The organism is Kibdelosporangium banguiense (assembly GCF_017876405.1).
GTDB lineage: Bacteria > Actinomycetota > Actinomycetes > Mycobacteriales > Pseudonocardiaceae > Kibdelosporangium > Kibdelosporangium banguiense.
The window spans coordinates 3,333,915-3,349,867 of the sequence record NZ_JAGINW010000001.1; the positions used below are offsets into that span (position 1 = coordinate 3,333,915).

Here is a 15,953-nt window from a genome sequence, read left to right on the forward strand (position 1 = left end):
GCATCAGTGAAGGGGATAGAGTGTCGGAAGTCGAACGAAGGGAGTTGCTTCTCCGGTATGTCCATGTGAATGGTAGATATCGAAAACTGCTCTCGGAAAGTTTCCTCGACGTTGATGCGGATTGGCGCATGGCTTTTGGTTCAGAATTGATGTCTGACGCTCGCGAGATCTCGGATGTCGAACTTGAGGAGCTTTTAGCGGATGATTGGCGAGCATTTCTCACCGCATGTTGGCTCATTGGGTTTATGCGACGCGATCGGTTTCGTGACGTGCTCCATTGCCGAATTTTGGTCGGAGATGAAAACAAAGTAGCTAAGGGTATATTTTTTGCCCTCTCAAGGTTTGGCGATCCTGATGACGCCCTAGTTATCAAGGCGTATCTTGAACGCTTGCTTCCTGACTTGGAGTGGCGAGGTTATCAGCCGTGGGCGTTGGGCGCGTTGCTGGCGATTGACGAACGCTTGGCGACTAATCACGCTATGGAAATTATTGAAACTGATGGGCCGTGGGATCGATGGGCTATGGCGGGAGTAATCGACAGCGTCGACCCAAATTACTGGAGGGATCGAGTCCGACGATGGGATCAATTTGCGAACATGTTCGACAGCTGAGGCTCTGCGACACGGCGAAGGCTCCGGCTACGTCTTGACCGACTCGAACCACATGTGTGATGTGTTGTCGCCTCTGGTGATCCTGACTGTGTAAACATTTGTGCCGGATGCGCAGCGGTATGGCGTGGGTTGGTCGAGCGGGACCAGCGTCGCTGTGGGAATGCCGCTGTCGCAGCTGAGTGGACCTTCGTTTTTCTCTGACGCCCAGGCATCGCGTACGGCTTCAGCCAGGAGCAGGCCTTCCATCTGCCTGACCTCCAGTTGGTAGTACGGGCGGCCCGCACCCTGGACGTGGACCCCGAACGGCACCTGGACACCTTCCCAGATGGCGTGGCATGTCACGGACTTCTGGGTGCCGGTCGGCTCGGGTGAGCGGTCGCAGTCGACCGGCACGGTGACCTGTTTGCGGATTTGTGGCAGCAGTATTCGTTGCACGCGGTCCCGGATGGTCGTCAGCGCGGACGCGCCGAGAATCCCGCCCTGAACACTAGGCGTCGGTGCTGTGTAGTCGGTCCGCTTGGTGACTGGGACAGCGTTGTAGTCGGCGGGCAGCGTCTTCTCTGGCGTGCTGCATCCTGCGGCAAGTAGCACTATCGCGAAACACGTCATCACCCGTACGGGTCCGGTCATCACGCCAAGGTATTCACGCAGGGCGCTGTCCTGGCAGGTTAAAAGGACCCACGATCGCCGGCCCTTACGCAAGGGCCGGCGATCCGGCTCTCAGCCCTTGAGCAGGGAGCGGGCCATGACTTGGCGCTGGATCTGGTTGGTGCCCTCGTAGATCTGCGTGATCTTGGCGTCGCGCATCATTCGCTCGACGGGGAAGTCGCGGGTGTAGCCGGCGCCGCCGAATAGTTGGACCGCGTCGGTGGTGACGGACATGGCGACGTCTGAGGCGAAGCACTTTGCCGCGGCGGCAACGAATCCGACGTTCGGTTCGCCGCGTTCGGCCTTGGCGGCGGCGACGTAGACCATGTGGCGGGCGGCTTCGATCTGCATGGCCATGTCGGCGAGCATGAACTGGACGCCCTGGAAGTCGGCGATGGCCTTGCCGAACTGCTTGCGCTCCTTGACGTAGGCGATGGCCGCGTCGAGGGCGCCCTGGGCGATGCCGACAGCCTGGGCGCCGATGGTCGGGCGCGTGTGGTCGAGGGTGCGCAGGGCCGTCTTCAGGCCGGTGCCTGGGTCACCGATGATCCGGTCGGCCGGGATCACGCAGTTCTCCAGGTAGATCTCGCGGGTCGGCGAGCCCTTGATGCCGTGCTTGCGCTCCTTGGGCCCGACGGAGAAGCCGGGATCGTCGGCGTGCACCACAAAGGCCGAGATGCCCTGGGACGGCTTGGCCGCGTCCGGGTTCGTCACCGCCATGACGGTGTACCAAGTGGACTCGCCCGCGTTGGTGATCCAGCATTTGGTGCCGTTGAGCACCCACTGGTCACCTTCGAGGCGCGCCTTGGTGCGCATCGCCGCCGTGTCGGAGCCGGCTTCACGCTCTGAGAGCGCGTACGAGATCGACGCCTGGCCGGACGCGAGCGACGGCAGAACCTGCTTCTTCAACTCCTCGGACGCCGACAGGATGATCGGCATCGACCCGAGCTTGTTCACCGCTGGGATCAGCGAGGACGACGCGCACACCCGGGCGACCTCTTCGATCACGATGCATGTCGCCACTGCGTCTGCACCCTGGCCGTCGTACTCCTCCGGAACATGCGGGGCGCTGAAGCCGGAACGGACAAGCGCATCCCTCGCCTCTACGGGGTATCGCTCGTTCTCGTCACAGTCCGCGGCGTACGGTGCGATCTCCTTTTCCGAGAGTGCACGCACCGCCTCCCGCAACGCGTCGTGTTCCTCCGCCAGCTGGTATAGGCCCGCGTTCACCGTGCTCCGCCTTCCGCGCAATCCATTGCAACGATCCGATGTTAGCCCTCGTTTACCGGCCCGGGCTTGTGTCGTGGCCCGCATTTGGATTAAGTGTCGACGAATGAGCGCTACGTGGCCTCCCCATCTCGGTAAGAAGCTCGACTACCCGGAGGTCGCCGTCGGTGCGATCCTCGCTGGCTCCGCTCGCCGGTTCGGCGACCGGGTGGCCTTCCGGCACCACGACGAGGAGCTGTCCTACGCCGAGCTCTGGCGCAGGGCGTGCCAGTTCGCGAATGGGCTGGTCGCGCGTAGGGTGAAGCCCGGTGACCGGGTCGCCCTGCGGATGCCCAACTGCCTGCCGTTCCCGGTGGCGTATTACGGCCTGCTCCTCGCGGGGGCGACGTTCGTCCCGGTCAACCCGTTGCTGCCGGAGCCGGCCGTCGAAGCCGTGCTCAAGGACTCCGACGCAGTGCTCACGGTCACACCCGGCGAAGTCGCGAGCATCTGCGAGGGCCAGCCGGAGACGCAGCCCGAGGTAGAGATCGACATCCACAGCCACCTGGCGCATCTGGCCTACACCGGCGGCACGACCGGACTGTCCAAAGGCGTGCGGCTGCCACACCGCAACGTCGTGATCAACACGCTGCAGTTCGCCTGCTGGCAGACCGGCTCGGTGCCGGCGCTCGACGCGGAGGGCGGGCTGTATCTCGACCAGAGCGGCGCCTCCCCGGAGGAGTACCGGGCCCGTGTCGGCGAGGGCAAGGGCATCAACCTCACGCCGTGGTTCCATGCGATGGGCACGATCGCCGGTCTGAACGTCCTGCTGCTCGTCGGCTTCACGGCCACCCTGCACGACCGGTTCGACCCGGTCGCCTACCTCGCGGACGCCGAGAAACTCCAGGTCAACTACATGGGCGGGGCGCCGGCGCTGTTCGCGGGCCTGCTCGCGTGCCCGGACATCCACACCCGTGACCTGACCTCGGTGCTCGCGATCGGCTCAGGCGCGGCGCCGATGCCGCTGGAGATGACCAACGCTTTGCAGAAGATCATGCCGAACGCCGTGATCTCCGAGGGCTACGGCCTCACCGAGGTCACCATGGGCGCCACCGGCTCCCCGACGTTCGCGTCCGGCCTCCGCAAGGTCGGCACGGTCGGCGTGCCCGTCTTCGACACCGAGGTCAAGATCGTTCCCCTCGACGGCGGCGACCCGCTGCCCGCGGGCGAGCCCGGCGAAGTCTGCATCCGCGGCCCCCAGATCATGCTCGGCTACCACAACCGTCCGGAGGAGACAGCCGAAGCCATCGTCGACGGCTGGCTGCACACCGGCGACATCGGCATCCTCGACGAGGACGGCTACCTGTCCATTGTGGATCGCAAGAAGGACATGCTGCTCTACAAGGGATACAACGTCTACCCGCGCGAACTCGAGGAACTGCTGATCGCCCACCCGGCCGTGGCCATGGCAGCGGTCGTCGGCCGCAAGGACACCGAGGTCGGCGAACTTCCCGTCGCGTTCGTCATCCCGGCCAAACCCGACGCCTCCGCCGAGCAGATCATGGCCGACATCAACGACCAGGTCGTGCCCTACAAACGCCTCCGCGAGGTCATCCTCACCGACCAGATCCCGATCTCAGCCGCGGGCAAGATCCTCAAACGCGAACTGCGCGACCGCCTCACCAGCTGAACCAGGCCCCGGCCCATGGCAGCCATGGGCCGGGCAACAACCCTGTGTGCAACCTGAGCACCTCGCTGGTCCGTCCTTGGGTTATGAAGACGGTGTGGCTGGTTGGGATTGTGCTGGTTGTTGCTGGGTGTGGCGGTCGGCAGGAGCCTGGTGGGCAACAGGTGCCGCAGCAGCAGGAGTTGAAGGGGCGGGCGTTTGTCGCGGAGTCGGTTTCGGTGCAGGGCAAGCCGAGGCCGATGGTGGGCGGGACGCAGGTGACGCTTGACTTCACTGAGGATGGGCGGCTGCTGGCCAAGGCTGGGTGCAACATGATGGGTGGGCGGGTGGCCACGGGGGATGGGCGGTTGAAGGCTGACAGCCTCGAGATGACGGAGATGGGGTGTGATCGGGCGCGGCATGAGCAGGACACGTGGCTGGCCGGGGTCATCGAGAGTGGGCCTGCGTTCCGGTTTGACGGGACGACGCTGAAACTGACGTCGGCGGACACCGAAATTGTTCTGACTGCCAAGAAGGATTTGCCCTTGACAGGGACACAGTGGCAGTTGGAGTCGGTGACGACTGGGGAGCTGGCTCAGTCGACGCAGTCGACGGCCACGCTTGTGTTCGCGGACAACGCGGTCACTGTGACCACTGAATGCAACTCTGGTCGGGCGGGCTATCGGATGGCCGGCGACCGGATCACGTTCGAGCCGGTCGGGCTCACCCGCAAGGCCTGCCCGGACGAGCTCATGCAGGCTGAGCAGGCCATCGTTCCGGTGCTCGACGGCGAGGTCACGTTCCGTATCAAGAACGAGTCACTGGAGCTCAGGCACCCGTCGGGCAATGGGCTGCGGCTTGTTCACCGTTGATGGGCGCGGGCGTGGTCGGCGGCCGCGCGGGCGTTGAGTTTGGACCAGACGCGGCAGCGGTGCCGATACCAATGCCAGCGGCAGCATTGCGCCAGGGAAACCACGCCCAGCAGGATGATGGGTATATTCACCCATCCCGGTATCTGCCAATTGGGCGCTGTCTGGATTACGGCGTAGACCACCACCGAGGCAATCCAGACAGCCAGCCACGATAAGTAGGTCCGCCTGCTCATTCGCACCCCCCGGAACGTCAATTGGTCCGAAGGGTACAGCGCGGAGTCACCCGTTTGGAAGAACGAGTGTGGCCCGTTCTGCCGCCCAATGTGCGTCCGGTTCGCCGGGGTTGCTCACCTGCACCAGTGAGCCGCCGCCTGCGAGAATGGCCAGCAGGCCGGTGATAACGCCGCCGGGAAATGTCCAGTCCATGCTGGACAGTGCTCGTTCGCTGGTCGACTCGGCCTTGGCCGCGGCGATGACCTCGGCGACGGTCATCGACTCCAGGGCCTGATCTGTCTCAGAAACTTTGAGAAGCGGAAAGAATTCGTCGCCATAAATGCGGGACTCACTGATGTAATCCAGCGTGCCGTCGGGAGCCGGTCCGCGCACGCCCATTCCCATCGGGTCGAGCGACACGACGGCGTGCGCCTGCGCGCCGGGCGCCTCCCCGTCCACGGTCGTGAACGCGACCACGGCGTCCTCGGTTGACGCGGTGATCCGGCTGCCGCACCACCACGCGCCCAGCAGGATGCCCGCGGTCTGCCAGTGCGCGGGCAGCCGTACGGCGACCGAGTCGCCGGGTTCGACGTCGAACTCCTCGACCAGCCAGTTCGCGGTCTTCGCGGCCCAGTTCGCCAGCGTCGCCACGGAGAGTTCGACCCGGGTACCGGCAGCGTCGTCGTAGTGCGTGATCAGCGGCCGCGACCGGTCGCCGGCGAGCAGTGGCCGGAACAACGCTTCTGTGACGCTCAAGAAAACTCCCTCAGTCCACGCATCGCACACCGTCTACTGTGGCCGGCTGCTGCTGCGCGACCGTGCCGTTGAGCAACAACGGGCCCTTCGACGCGAACTTGGGCGGCTGACGGCCGAGCAGACCGGCGACGAACTCCTTCACCTTGGGCAGGTCCACTGTGATGATGCTCTGCCCGCGTTCGTTGCGCGCGCCGACCGCGACCACCGGGATCGTCACGAACTCGATCTTGCCGGACGCCATCGAGCTCAGGTGCTTGACCAGGGTCAGGATGTCCAGGCCAGGGGAGACGACGATCGACTTGGAGGCCGCGTCGGTCAGCGCGTTCAGCTTGGTCTGGTCGGTCAGCGTGCCGGCGGTCAGCATCTGCTGCATGGCCGAACCGAGGAACACCTGCTGGCGGACGATCCGGTCGAGGTCGCCACGCGGCAGGCCGTCGCGCTGACGCACGAACGCGAGCGCCGACGTACCGGAGATCGTCTGCACGCCCTTGCGGAAGTTCGCGCCGGAGTTGGGATCGCTGGTGCCGTGGTTCAGGCACACCGTCACACCGCCGATGGCCTTGGTGATCAGATAGAACCCGTAGAGGTTCACCTCCGCGTAGTGGTCCACGCGCACGCCGGTGAGGTTCTGCACGGACTGGGCCAGCGCGGAACGGCCCTCGGTGTCGGAGATCCGCTCGATCTCCGCGCGGTCGGTCTTCCCTTCGGCCGCAAGGCGTTCGGCTGTGCGGTACTTCGTCGCGCCGTACGCCGCGTTGATCTTGTCCTCGCGGTAGCCGGGGATCTGGACGTACGTGTCCCGCGGGATGGAGATCGCGAAGCCCTTCGAGCCGTCCTTGGGCACGCGCAGCAGGATGATCGTGTCGGTATTTACGCCGTCAGAAGCCTCGGTTTTCAGCAGTGCCAACACAGACGCCGGCAACGGATGCCCTTGCGCGTCGGTACGGGTGTCGCTACCGACGACCAGATAGTCGTCGGCGCCGTCGTCCGCCGGCGGTGCCGTCTTCTGCACCTCTTCGGACAGCACGTCGGTGGTCGGTACGTTCTCGCGCACGGTTTCCACGCGGTCACGCGCCAGCCCGGCCGACGCGAGCGCTGCCGCCGAAGCCAATGCCACGAGGACCCGACCGGTCATCCACGCGACGCGCCGCAGGCGTCCCCCTGACTTCCGATCCGGCTCGTGCGAAACCTCTTCGTCACTCACCGAAGCTTCTCCTCCCCACCCCCGGCGTCTCCTACGAGAGTAGTCACCCCAGTGTGGGGTCTCCCGGCTCGCCGCGACCTAATTGACGCACGTCACCCCATCGGCGTTGATGCTCGGCTTGGGTGGTTGCTGACCGCTGGGGGAAAGACTGCCCGAAGGGGAAGTGGGGCGGCCCTGGGCGACCGGGCCGGTGCTCTGGCCGGACAGCACACGGGCCATGTCGGAAGGGAAGTCCTGGCCGAGGATCGCGCGTACCTGACCTGGTTTGAGCGTGGCGTCGGCAGTGAGTTTGAACTGTGTGCCCAGTTCCGTGGTCACGCGTTCGGCGTAGGCCTGCTCACCGGGCCGGTAGAACATCGTCGAGGTGCGCTGCTGCTGCGTCGCGTCGCCGACCACACCCGGCAGAAAACCCTTTCCGGACAAGATGTTCTGCACCGCCGAGGCAAGACCCTTGGAATTCGATGCGTTACGTACATCCACCGTGATCTTGGTGTCCGAATTGGGCGGAACGTTCGCCGAAGTGGTCGGCTGCGGTGTGGTGGTGGGCTGGTTGCTCGATGACGGGGACGTGCGCTCGTCGCGGGTCAGCCCGCTGACGAACTCGTTGACCTGCTTGGTGTCGACCTTGATCACGTCCGCGCCGCCGAACTTGGCCGGGCCGAGCGTCGGGATGGTGTAGAAGTCGATCGCGCCGCTGGACAGGCCCTGCATCTGCTGGGCGAACGTGGTGATGTCCCAGCCGGTCGACAGCACCACGGACTTCTTGATCGCGGTCACCAGATCGCCGAGTTTGCCCATGTCGGTCAGCACGCCGGTGGACAACACCTTGTGCGCCAACGCGCCGATGAAGACCTGCTGGCGCACGATCCGGTCGAGGTCGCCGTCTGGCAGTTCGTAACGCTGCCGCACGAACGAAAGCGCCGCCGCGCCCTCGATGGTCTGCCGCCCGGCCGGGAACTTCGCGCCGGAGCGGTACTCGTCCACCGGCTTGTTCAGGCAGACCTCCACGCCGCCGATGGCCCTGGTGATCTCGTAGAAGCTGGCCAGGTTGACCTCGGCGTACCGGTCGATGGTGACCGCCTTGCCGATCAGCGTCTCGATCGTGGCGATCAGGTTCTTGCGGCCCTCCTGTTTGGCCTTCTCCTCCGCCTGCTTCTTCGGCACATTTTTCTGCGATTTCATGGTGTCGTTGAACTGGTAGACGAAGGCCGAGTTCAGCTTGTGCTTGCCGAACCCGCCGGCCACCTCCACCAGGGTGTCGCGGGGGAAGGAGATCGCGACCGCGCGCCTGCCGTCAGTCGGGATGTGCAACAGGATCATGGTGTCGGTGTTGCGCTCGCCGTCGTTGATACCGGCGTGCAGGATGTCCATGACCTCTTTGGGCAGCGGGTTGCCGTACGCGTCGTCGCGACTGTCGAGGCCGACCAGCAGGATGTCCTGGGCGCCGTCGAGCGGCTTCGGCCCGGCCTGCTTCACCTCGGGCGCGATCACGTCCGTGGTGACGACATCGGCGTTCACGTTACGGAACGTGACATATGCATACGTGGTGAAGGTCAGCACAAGGACCGACGCCAGTGCGATTACGCACCGGGCCAGGTACAGCGCGAGACGTGCGCCGCTGCCCAAGCTTCCTCCTGTGATCGAATCCCCGTCTGGCCCACATTACTGGGCAACCGACGGTGACGGCTGGGAATGCGCTCACCTCTAATACGCTCGACAGCCACAAACAGTTGATCCGGCCGCACACAGGACATGACAGACTTGCGGCCGACATCTGGCACGAGAGGGGCAGCGAATGCGGGTTCTGGTGACCGGAGGTGCGGGTTTCATCGGCTCGCACTACGTGCGGCAGGTCCTGAGCGGCGCTTATCCGGCGCTGGCCGGTTCCGAGGTGGTCGTGCTGGACAAGCTGACCTACGCGGGCAACATGGCCAACCTGGACCCGGTGGCCGGCTCGGAGCGGCTGCGTTTCGTGCGCGGGGACATCTGTGACGCAGGCCTCGTCAGCGAGCTCATGCAGGGCATGGATCTGGTCGTGCACTTCGCTGCCGAGTCGCATGTGGACCGGTCCATCCTGTCGGCGGGCGACTTCGTGCTGACCAACGTCCTGGGCACGCAGTACCTGCTGCAGGCCGCGCTGGACGCCTCGGTGGGCAAGTTCGTGCACGTCTCCACCGACGAGGTCTACGGCTCGATCGCCGAGGGGTCGTGGCCGGAGGATCACCCTCTGTTGCCGAACTCCCCCTACTCGGCCTCGAAGGCGTCGTCGGACCTGATCGCGCGGTCGTTCCACCGCACATACGGTCTGCCGGTGTGCATCACCAGGTGCTCGAACAACTACGGTCCGTACCAGTTCCCTGAGAAAGTGATCCCGCTGTTCGTCACCAATCTCTTCGATGGTGCGAAAGTCCCGCTTTACGGTGACGGGCTGAACGTTCGTGACTGGCTGCACGTGGACGACCACTGTGCCGGCATCCAGTTGGTGGCTGAGAACGGCCGGGCGGGTGAGGTCTACAACATCGGCGGTGGCACCGAGCTCACCAACCGTGAGCTGACCGAGCTGTTGCTCGAGTCGGTCGGCGCGGACTTCTCGATGGTGGAGCCGGTCGAGGACCGCAAGGGCCATGACCGCCGCTACTCGGTGGACATCAGCAAGATCAGCGGCGAGCTCGGTTATCAGCCGAAGGTGCCCTTCGATCAGGGGTTGCGTAGCACGGTCGAGTGGTACCGGGACAACCGTTCGTGGTGGGAGCCGTTGAAGAAGCGCGCCGCGTTGGCATCGTCGCGATGACGGCCCTCGCACTGCTGGTCCCGGGTGGGAACGGGCAGCTCGGCCACGATCTCGTAGCCGCCGCGCCCGAAGGTTCTGTCGTACGCGCCCCTGGTTCCAACGATCTGGATGTCACGCAGGCCGGCTCGGTCGTCCGTGCGGTCGATGACCTGGTCGCCGCGGCAGCGGAAGCCGGCCTCCCGGCGATCGTGGTCAACGCTGCCGCGTACACCGCGGTCGACGTGGCGGAATCCGCTCAGGCCAAGGCTTTCGCGGTGAACGCCGACGGTCCGCGGCTGCTGGCCGCGGTGTGCTCGTCGCGGCAGGTCCCGCTGGTGCACGTCTCCACGGACTACGTATTCCCCGGCGACAAGGCCGGACCGTACGAAGTGGACGACCCGGTCGGGCCGAAATCCGTCTACGGCATGACAAAGCTCGCCGGTGAGGCCTCAGTTCTGCGTTCTGGCGCGGACGCGTGGGTAGTCCGCACCGCGTGGGTCTACGGCGCCGGCGGATCCAACTTCGTCAAGGCGATCACCAAGCTCGAAGGCGAACGCGCCACGCTGTCTGTTGTGGACGATCAGCGCGGATCGCCGACGTGGAGCGCGGACCTGGCCTCGGGCCTGCTGGAGCTGGCCGGCCGGATCGTGGCGGGCAACGGGCCGGAAGGCCGGACGCTGCACTGCACCGGCGGCGGCGAGACCACCTGGTACGGCTTCGCCCGGGCGATCTTCGAGGAGCTCGGCGCGGACCCTGACCGCGTGAAACCGTGTACCACAGCGGAATTCCCGCGGCCGGCCAAGCGTCCGGAGAACTCCGTGCTGTCCCCGGCTTCCTGGGTGGACGCCGGCCTGACTGTGTTGCGGCCTTGGCGAGACGCGCTCGCCAAGGCGTTCCCCAGTTTTCAGGAAGACGCGCGCCGGTAGGCCGCGACCGTCGTTTCGGCGCACCGCCGCCATGTGTACGAGGCGGCGTGCGTCCGGCGCGCGGTCAACGTCGCCGGGGTGGGCGGTTCCTGTAGTGCCGCGCTCAACGCCAGTCGCATGGCTTCCAAGTCCCCAAAGGGAACGAGCGTCGCGTGCCCGCCCGCGACCTCACGCAGGGCCGGTACGTCCGAGCAGATGACAGGGACGTCGCAGGCCATCGCCTCCAGCACCGGCAGGCCGAAGCCTTCGTCCCGGGACGGCAGCACCAGAGCCGAAGCGCCCGCGACCACCGTGCGAAGGTCTACATCGGACAGATAGCCGACCGGGCGGACGCGATCGGACACGGCCGTGTGGCCAGGACCGGCGAGTACGAGCGGCGGCAGGTCGGGCGCTGACTCGTGCGCCTTCAGCAGCCAGTCCAAGCGCTTGCGCGGCCCGGCGGCGCCGACGAACAGCAGGTATTCCTCAGGCAGGCCAAGGCGTTTACGCAGATGGTCGCCGGGAGACCGGGAAGTGAACCACGCGGGATCGATCCCCAGCGGGGTGACCGCGATCCGCTCGGCCGGAAGGTCGAGTCGTTCAGCGACCACGTCGGCGACAGCCTGGCTCGGCGTGCAGACCATCGCCGCACGCTTCGCGGACCGCCGGACCAGCTCAGGCAGCTCACGGTCGCTAGGCGGCAGTTCGTCAGGCGCGTCCAGGAAGGCGAGGTCGTGAATCGTCAGCACACCGGCCGCACGCAAAGACGGCGGCAGCACGAAGTTCGTACCGTGCATGACATCGGTGAAACCCGCGAACAGCTCGATCGGCGGGAACGGCGCACGCAGCCAGCATTTCCGCAGCAGCTGCGCGGAAACGGGCATCCCGCGCGCCCGGGAACCGTGCGGCAGCACGCGCCGCAGTCGTCTCCAGCCGCGCAAGGTGAACGCGACGGCACGCATGTCGACCTCGGGCATGGACGCGAGTTCCTCGGCCAGGGCAGAGGTGTACCTGCCAACTCCGGTCCGGGACCCCAGTAGTGGCGTCCCGTCCAAAAGTACCCGCAACCTGCCCTTGGCCAATTCGCTTACCTCCCTTGTCCCAACACCCGGCGCAACCGGCCACCGGCTCGTTTCGCGAGCTCACGTGGCCCGCCGGCGTTGAGGTATTCCTTCATCAGCGCCACGTCCCGGCGCACTGTGGCCAGCGCGCCCAGCGGCTTGTCCGGCACCAGTGGCCCGGTACCGGTCAGACGGTCCGCGGCAGGCCTGGGGTTCCGGCAGAACTCGACCAATGGCGCGAGAACTGTCTCCCAGGTGTACCGCTCCCGCACGATCTCGATCCGTTCCCGGCACGACCGGGTGAATTCCTCGTCGTACAGGACTTTCTCCAGCGCCGCGGCCAGCGCGTCCGGGTCTTCGGCCGGGACCACCACGCCGAGGCGTTCGCGCTCGACGAGATCGGCGAACGAATCGCCTGCCGTGGTCACGATCGGCAGCCCGGACCACAGGTAGTCCAGCACGCGGGTGCGGAACGCGAAGGTGGTCTCGACGTGCTCGTAGTGCGTGGTCACGCCGCAGTCGGCGTCCAGCAGCCAGTTCTGCCGCTCGTCGAACGGCACCCAGGTCTCGTTGAAGATCACGTTGCGGCCCAGGTCGAGCCGCGCGGCCAGCGACCGGGCCTTGGTGGCCATGTCCATCTCGCCGACGTCCGGGTTCGGGTGCTTCATGCCCAGGAACAGCAGCTTCACGTCCGGGCGCGTGGGGCGCAGCCGGTCCACCGCGTGCAGCAGCGTCAACGGGTCGAACCAGTTGTAGATCCCACCGGCCCAGATCATCAGCTTGTCGTCGGCACCGACGCCGGGCAGCGTGTCGCGCGGGCCGGGCCCGTTGCGCTGCGGCGGTTTCGCCGAGAGGCCGAACGGCGCGACGGCCAGCAGCGATTTCACTGACGGGTCGCTGTCGTAGAGCGTCGGCGAGAGCCTGCCGATCGCGCCGAAGTGACCGAGCCAGAAATGCCGCTGCCGCTCGGACGCGCACAGGAAGAAGTCGCCGCGCAGCAACTGGTTGCTGAGCACCTCGGTGACGACCTCGACCACGTGCGCGCGGCGCGTGTCGGTGAGGTCCTTGCCCTGCTCGAGCTGCTCCAGGTGCATCGGGTCGTAGATGTCACAGACCACGATCGTATTGCTGGTCTTGAGTTTCGGCACCTGCTCGAGCACATGCCCCTGCATGATGACGATATCGGCCCAGTCGACCTCGGGGCCCATGTCGGCAGGCGGCATGTACTTGACGGTGAAGGGCGCCTGCGGCGGGTCGGAGTGCGCGTTCATCGTGATCAGCCGCACGTCGTGCTCACCGGCCAGCACGTCGGCCATGTTCCAGGCCCGGATCGCCGGCCCGGCCATCCGCTCGGTGATCGAGTCCGATGTGACCACCAGGATGTTGCGGCGGTGGCCGTACACATCGTCCAGGTCCAGGGTCGCGACGAGATTCTGGTGCGCCAGCAGGTACCGCATCTCGGGCGCAGCGGGTTCGAGCGCGTTGCGCATCAACGGCAACAAGTCGCCGTCCGAACGTACCCGCGCGGCCTGCTCGATGGCGCGGGATTCGCGCAGTGACGGCAGCATCTCCACGAACTGGTCGATTGCCAGCATCGCGGCCGCGGCCACCCTGGGGATCTCGATCGGATCCGAGTGATCGGGCCCGTTCGCGGGCCGGTTGGTGATCTCCAGCTGGGACGGGTCGATCCCGCCACGCGCGGTCGCGCGCCGGATCGACAGCGCGAGCGCCGCGGGCAGCACCTTGCCCAGGGCTTTCTCGGAGACGTTCTTGTACAGCGCGGCCAGCGCGTTGCGCTCGAGCAGGTAGATCTCGCGCGAGTTGTCCAAAGTGGTCATCGACTGGTGGTGCTTGTGGTACGCCACCGAGGCGGGCGCGTACCGCACCCGCCAGCCACGCAGGTTGAGCCGCCACCCGAGGTCGACGTCCTCATAGAACATGAAGAACCGCTCGTCGAACCCGCCGAGCTCGCGGTAGGTCTTGGCCCGGACGAACAGCGCGCAGCCCGTGCCGAACAGGACGTCACGCGGAGTATCGAACTGGCCTTCGTCGAGTTCACCCTGATGGGTTTTGTAGCCCATGCCGAACCAGGTCAGGCCGCCGTCGACGAAATCGACGCGCTTGCCCTCCCAGTCGAGCACCTTGCTGGCGACCGCGGCGACTGTCGGGTCGGTCAGCAGTACGTCCACCGCGGCCCGTGCCCAGTTCCTGTCCGGCCGGGCGTCGTTGTTCAAAAACGCCACGACGTTGCCCTTGGCGTGCAGAACGCCCAGGTTGCAGCCACCGGCGAAGCCGAGATTGGTGTCCGACTCGATGAGCTGGACATCCGGCACCGAGGTCCTGATCCGCTCGATGCTGCCGTCGCCGGAGGCGTTGTCGACGCAGATGACCTGCAGCCGGTCGGCGGGATAGTCCAGGTCGTCACGCAGCGACCGCAAGCACGTGATGGTGTCCTCGGAGCCGCGGTAGTTGACCACGATCACCGACACCACCGGTAGCAGCGCGTCGTCGGGCACGACACCTCCAGGCAAGTTGGGTCTCTTAAGAGTGCCTCATCGAGCGAGACGGCTCATCAGTGGTTAGCCTGCGGCGGTGTTCGTGCGCGTGATCACTGCTGCTCTGCTGGCCGGGCTGGTACCGGCCGGGGTGGCTGTCGCGGACGTGCCCACCTGCGCGGGCGGTGTCGCACCGAACCCGAGCGTCGAGGAGATCGCGGCCAACGGCCAGCCCGCCGGGTACACCTTCGAGCCGTCGTGGAGCGTGCCGCCGGGCACGCCCACCGAGCAGCAGCCCAAGCTGTTCGCCGACAAGTCCAACCCCGCGTTCGGCCTGCTCAATGCCACGATCTCGACGCCTGCGGGCCGCGTGAGCACGGCCTACGAGACCATCCCCACGGTCATCCCGCGCGGCAGCTATCGCCTGGTGGTGTGGGCCGGGACGCACGACATCTCGCAGAACCAGCCGGTCGGGCTGCGGTTCTACGACAAGGACGGCCGGCAGGTCGCCGAGCGCTCGGTCCAGGCGGATCACGACATTGACACGGACGGCAAGCTCGGCCGGTTCGACCTCGGCGCGAGCGCTGCGCCGGCGGACACGGCCATGATCAAGTTCTTCGCGGCGACCAACGCGAACTGGGTCAAATGGGACTGCGTCTACCTGACCGTCGACCCGCCCGACTCGCGATAGCCCACGGCAGCCTGGCCACGACCTCGCCGAGCACCCGGACCCGCAGGTCGATCTTGAAATTGGCCGCGTCCGGGGCGTCGCGTTTGACCGGCAGCAACGCTGTGATCAGGGCGAACCTGGCGATCTCGCGAGCGGCGACCCACCACGGCGCGCACCTGATCAGCATCAGCAGCCGGTTGCGCTCGTTCCAGTGATGGAAGTTGACCGAGCCCGGGTTCGTCGTGGCGCCGTGCACGTGGACCACATGCGCGTCGGGTACGGATAGGACGGTCCATCCCGCGAGCCGTAGCCGCCACGACGTGTCGGTGTCTTCGTAGTAGCAGAAGAAGTCCGCTGGTACGCCGCCCACGGCCTTCAACGGCTCGGTGCGTACCAGCGCAGCGCCGCCGCAGAACCCGAAGATCTTGCCTTCGACCAGGTCGACGCCGTGCCCGTCCCGGGTCAGGCCCACGCCTACCGACTGGGTCTCGCCGTCGAGGGTGAGCAGTTTCGCGCTGGCCGCGGCCGCTTTCGGGTCGGCGTCCAGTGCGTCTTCCATGGCCGCGAGCCAGCCCGGTTCGGGCATCGCGTCGTCGTTCAGCCAGGCCATGAACGGAGTCGTGCAAACCTCCAGGGCTGCCTGGATCCCGCCGGCGTACCCGGTGTTCACCGGCAGCCGCAGTACCTCTGGCCTGCTCGGATGCGCTCGTGCGAGTGCTCCGCTGCCGTCGTCGGAGGCGTTGTCCACCACCAGGATCCGATGTGGACGCTGTTGCTTGGCCAGGGCGTCCAGGCAGGCCTCGATGTGCTCACGACCGCGCCAGGTCACCACAACGACAGTCGTACGCCCCGTTGTCAGCACAAACTGCAACACTA

At 66.2% G+C, this 15,953-nt stretch carries 14 protein-coding genes; 6 read left to right on the top strand and 8 right to left on the bottom strand.

Annotated features, from left to right (window positions below):
* Positions 1–20 precede the first annotated feature (20 nt).
* Complete coding sequence (locus JOF56_RS15920) at positions 21–611, top strand: DUF6000 family protein (protein ID WP_209638536.1); 591 nt, start codon at positions 21–23, stop codon at positions 609–611.
* 27 nt (positions 612–638) lie between these two features.
* Here the strand turns inward: JOF56_RS15920 and JOF56_RS15925 are convergent, their stop codons facing one another.
* Together JOF56_RS15925 and JOF56_RS15930 are read right to left on the bottom strand one after the other, a co-directional pair.
* Positions 639–1,241 carry a hypothetical protein gene (locus tag JOF56_RS15925; RefSeq protein WP_209638538.1) on the bottom strand — a complete coding sequence of 201 codons (603 nt, stop codon included), beginning with the start codon at positions 1,239–1,241 and terminating at the stop codon, positions 639–641.
* A gap of 90 nt (positions 1,242–1,331) precedes the next feature.
* Positions 1,332–2,489, bottom strand: a complete 1,158-nt coding sequence (locus JOF56_RS15930; RefSeq protein ID WP_307855120.1) for an acyl-CoA dehydrogenase family protein — start codon at positions 2,487–2,489, stop codon at positions 1,332–1,334.
* A gap of 103 nt (positions 2,490–2,592) precedes the next feature.
* Between JOF56_RS15930 and JOF56_RS15935 the strand changes: the two genes are divergently transcribed.
* Together JOF56_RS15935 and JOF56_RS15940 are read left to right on the top strand one after the other, a co-directional pair.
* Positions 2,593–4,155, top strand: coding sequence for a class I adenylate-forming enzyme family protein (locus tag JOF56_RS15935; RefSeq protein WP_209638542.1), 1,563 nt, complete (start codon positions 2,593–2,595; stop codon positions 4,153–4,155).
* A 161-nt stretch (positions 4,156–4,316) separates the two neighbouring features.
* Positions 4,317–5,003, top strand: a complete 687-nt coding sequence (locus tag JOF56_RS15940; RefSeq protein WP_209638544.1) for an META domain-containing protein — start codon at positions 4,317–4,319, stop codon at positions 5,001–5,003.
* Positions 5,004–5,282: 279 nt separating this feature from the next.
* Here JOF56_RS15940 and JOF56_RS15945 read toward each other — a convergent pair whose 3' ends face one another.
* The 3 genes from JOF56_RS15945 to JOF56_RS15955 form a co-directional block, all read right to left on the bottom strand.
* On the bottom strand, positions 5,283–5,972 hold the full coding sequence (locus tag JOF56_RS15945; protein ID WP_209638546.1) for a TIGR03089 family protein: 690 nt from the start codon (positions 5,970–5,972) through the stop codon (positions 5,283–5,285).
* Between the two features lie 10 nt (positions 5,973–5,982).
* A complete protein-coding gene (locus JOF56_RS15950) occupies positions 5,983–7,176 on the bottom strand; it encodes an LCP family protein (RefSeq protein WP_307855121.1) in 1,194 nt (397 codons plus the stop codon).
* 78 nt (positions 7,177–7,254) lie between these two features.
* Positions 7,255–8,802 (bottom strand): LCP family protein, encoded by a 1,548-nt coding sequence (locus JOF56_RS15955; RefSeq protein WP_209638548.1) that lies wholly within the window; start codon positions 8,800–8,802, stop codon positions 7,255–7,257.
* Between the two features lie 169 nt (positions 8,803–8,971).
* On the opposite strand from JOF56_RS15955, the gene rfbB reads away from it, so the two are divergent.
* Together rfbB and rfbD are read left to right on the top strand one after the other, a co-directional pair.
* Positions 8,972–9,967, top strand: a complete 996-nt coding sequence (gene rfbB, locus JOF56_RS15960) for a dTDP-glucose 4,6-dehydratase (protein ID WP_209638549.1) — start codon at positions 8,972–8,974, stop codon at positions 9,965–9,967.
* On the top strand, positions 9,964–10,872 hold the full coding sequence (gene rfbD, locus JOF56_RS15965; RefSeq protein WP_209638551.1) for a dTDP-4-dehydrorhamnose reductase: 909 nt from the start codon (positions 9,964–9,966) through the stop codon (positions 10,870–10,872). Before rfbB ends, rfbD begins: the two co-directional genes overlap by 4 nt.
* Here the strand turns inward: rfbD and JOF56_RS15970 are convergent.
* Together JOF56_RS15970 and JOF56_RS15975 are read right to left on the bottom strand one after the other, a co-directional pair.
* Positions 10,851–11,933 (bottom strand): glycosyltransferase family 4 protein, encoded by a 1,083-nt coding sequence (locus JOF56_RS15970; protein ID WP_209638554.1) that lies wholly within the window; start codon positions 11,931–11,933, stop codon positions 10,851–10,853. The two genes, rfbD and JOF56_RS15970, sit on opposite strands and share 22 nt — an antisense overlap.
* A 5-nt stretch (positions 11,934–11,938) precedes the next feature.
* Positions 11,939–14,428, bottom strand: a complete 2,490-nt coding sequence (locus JOF56_RS15975) for a glycosyltransferase (protein ID WP_307855122.1) — start codon at positions 14,426–14,428, stop codon at positions 11,939–11,941.
* A gap of 76 nt (positions 14,429–14,504) precedes the next feature.
* On the opposite strand from JOF56_RS15975, the gene JOF56_RS15980 reads away from it, so the two are divergent.
* Positions 14,505–15,098, top strand: coding sequence for a DUF7850 domain-containing protein (locus JOF56_RS15980; protein ID WP_209638556.1), 594 nt, complete (start codon positions 14,505–14,507; stop codon positions 15,096–15,098).
* Here the strand turns inward: JOF56_RS15980 and JOF56_RS15985 are convergent.
* Positions 15,049–15,948, bottom strand: a complete 900-nt coding sequence (locus JOF56_RS15985; RefSeq protein ID WP_372448382.1) for a glycosyltransferase family 2 protein — start codon at positions 15,946–15,948, stop codon at positions 15,049–15,051. The genes JOF56_RS15980 and JOF56_RS15985 overlap by 50 nt on opposite strands.
* Positions 15,949–15,953 lie beyond the last annotated feature (5 nt).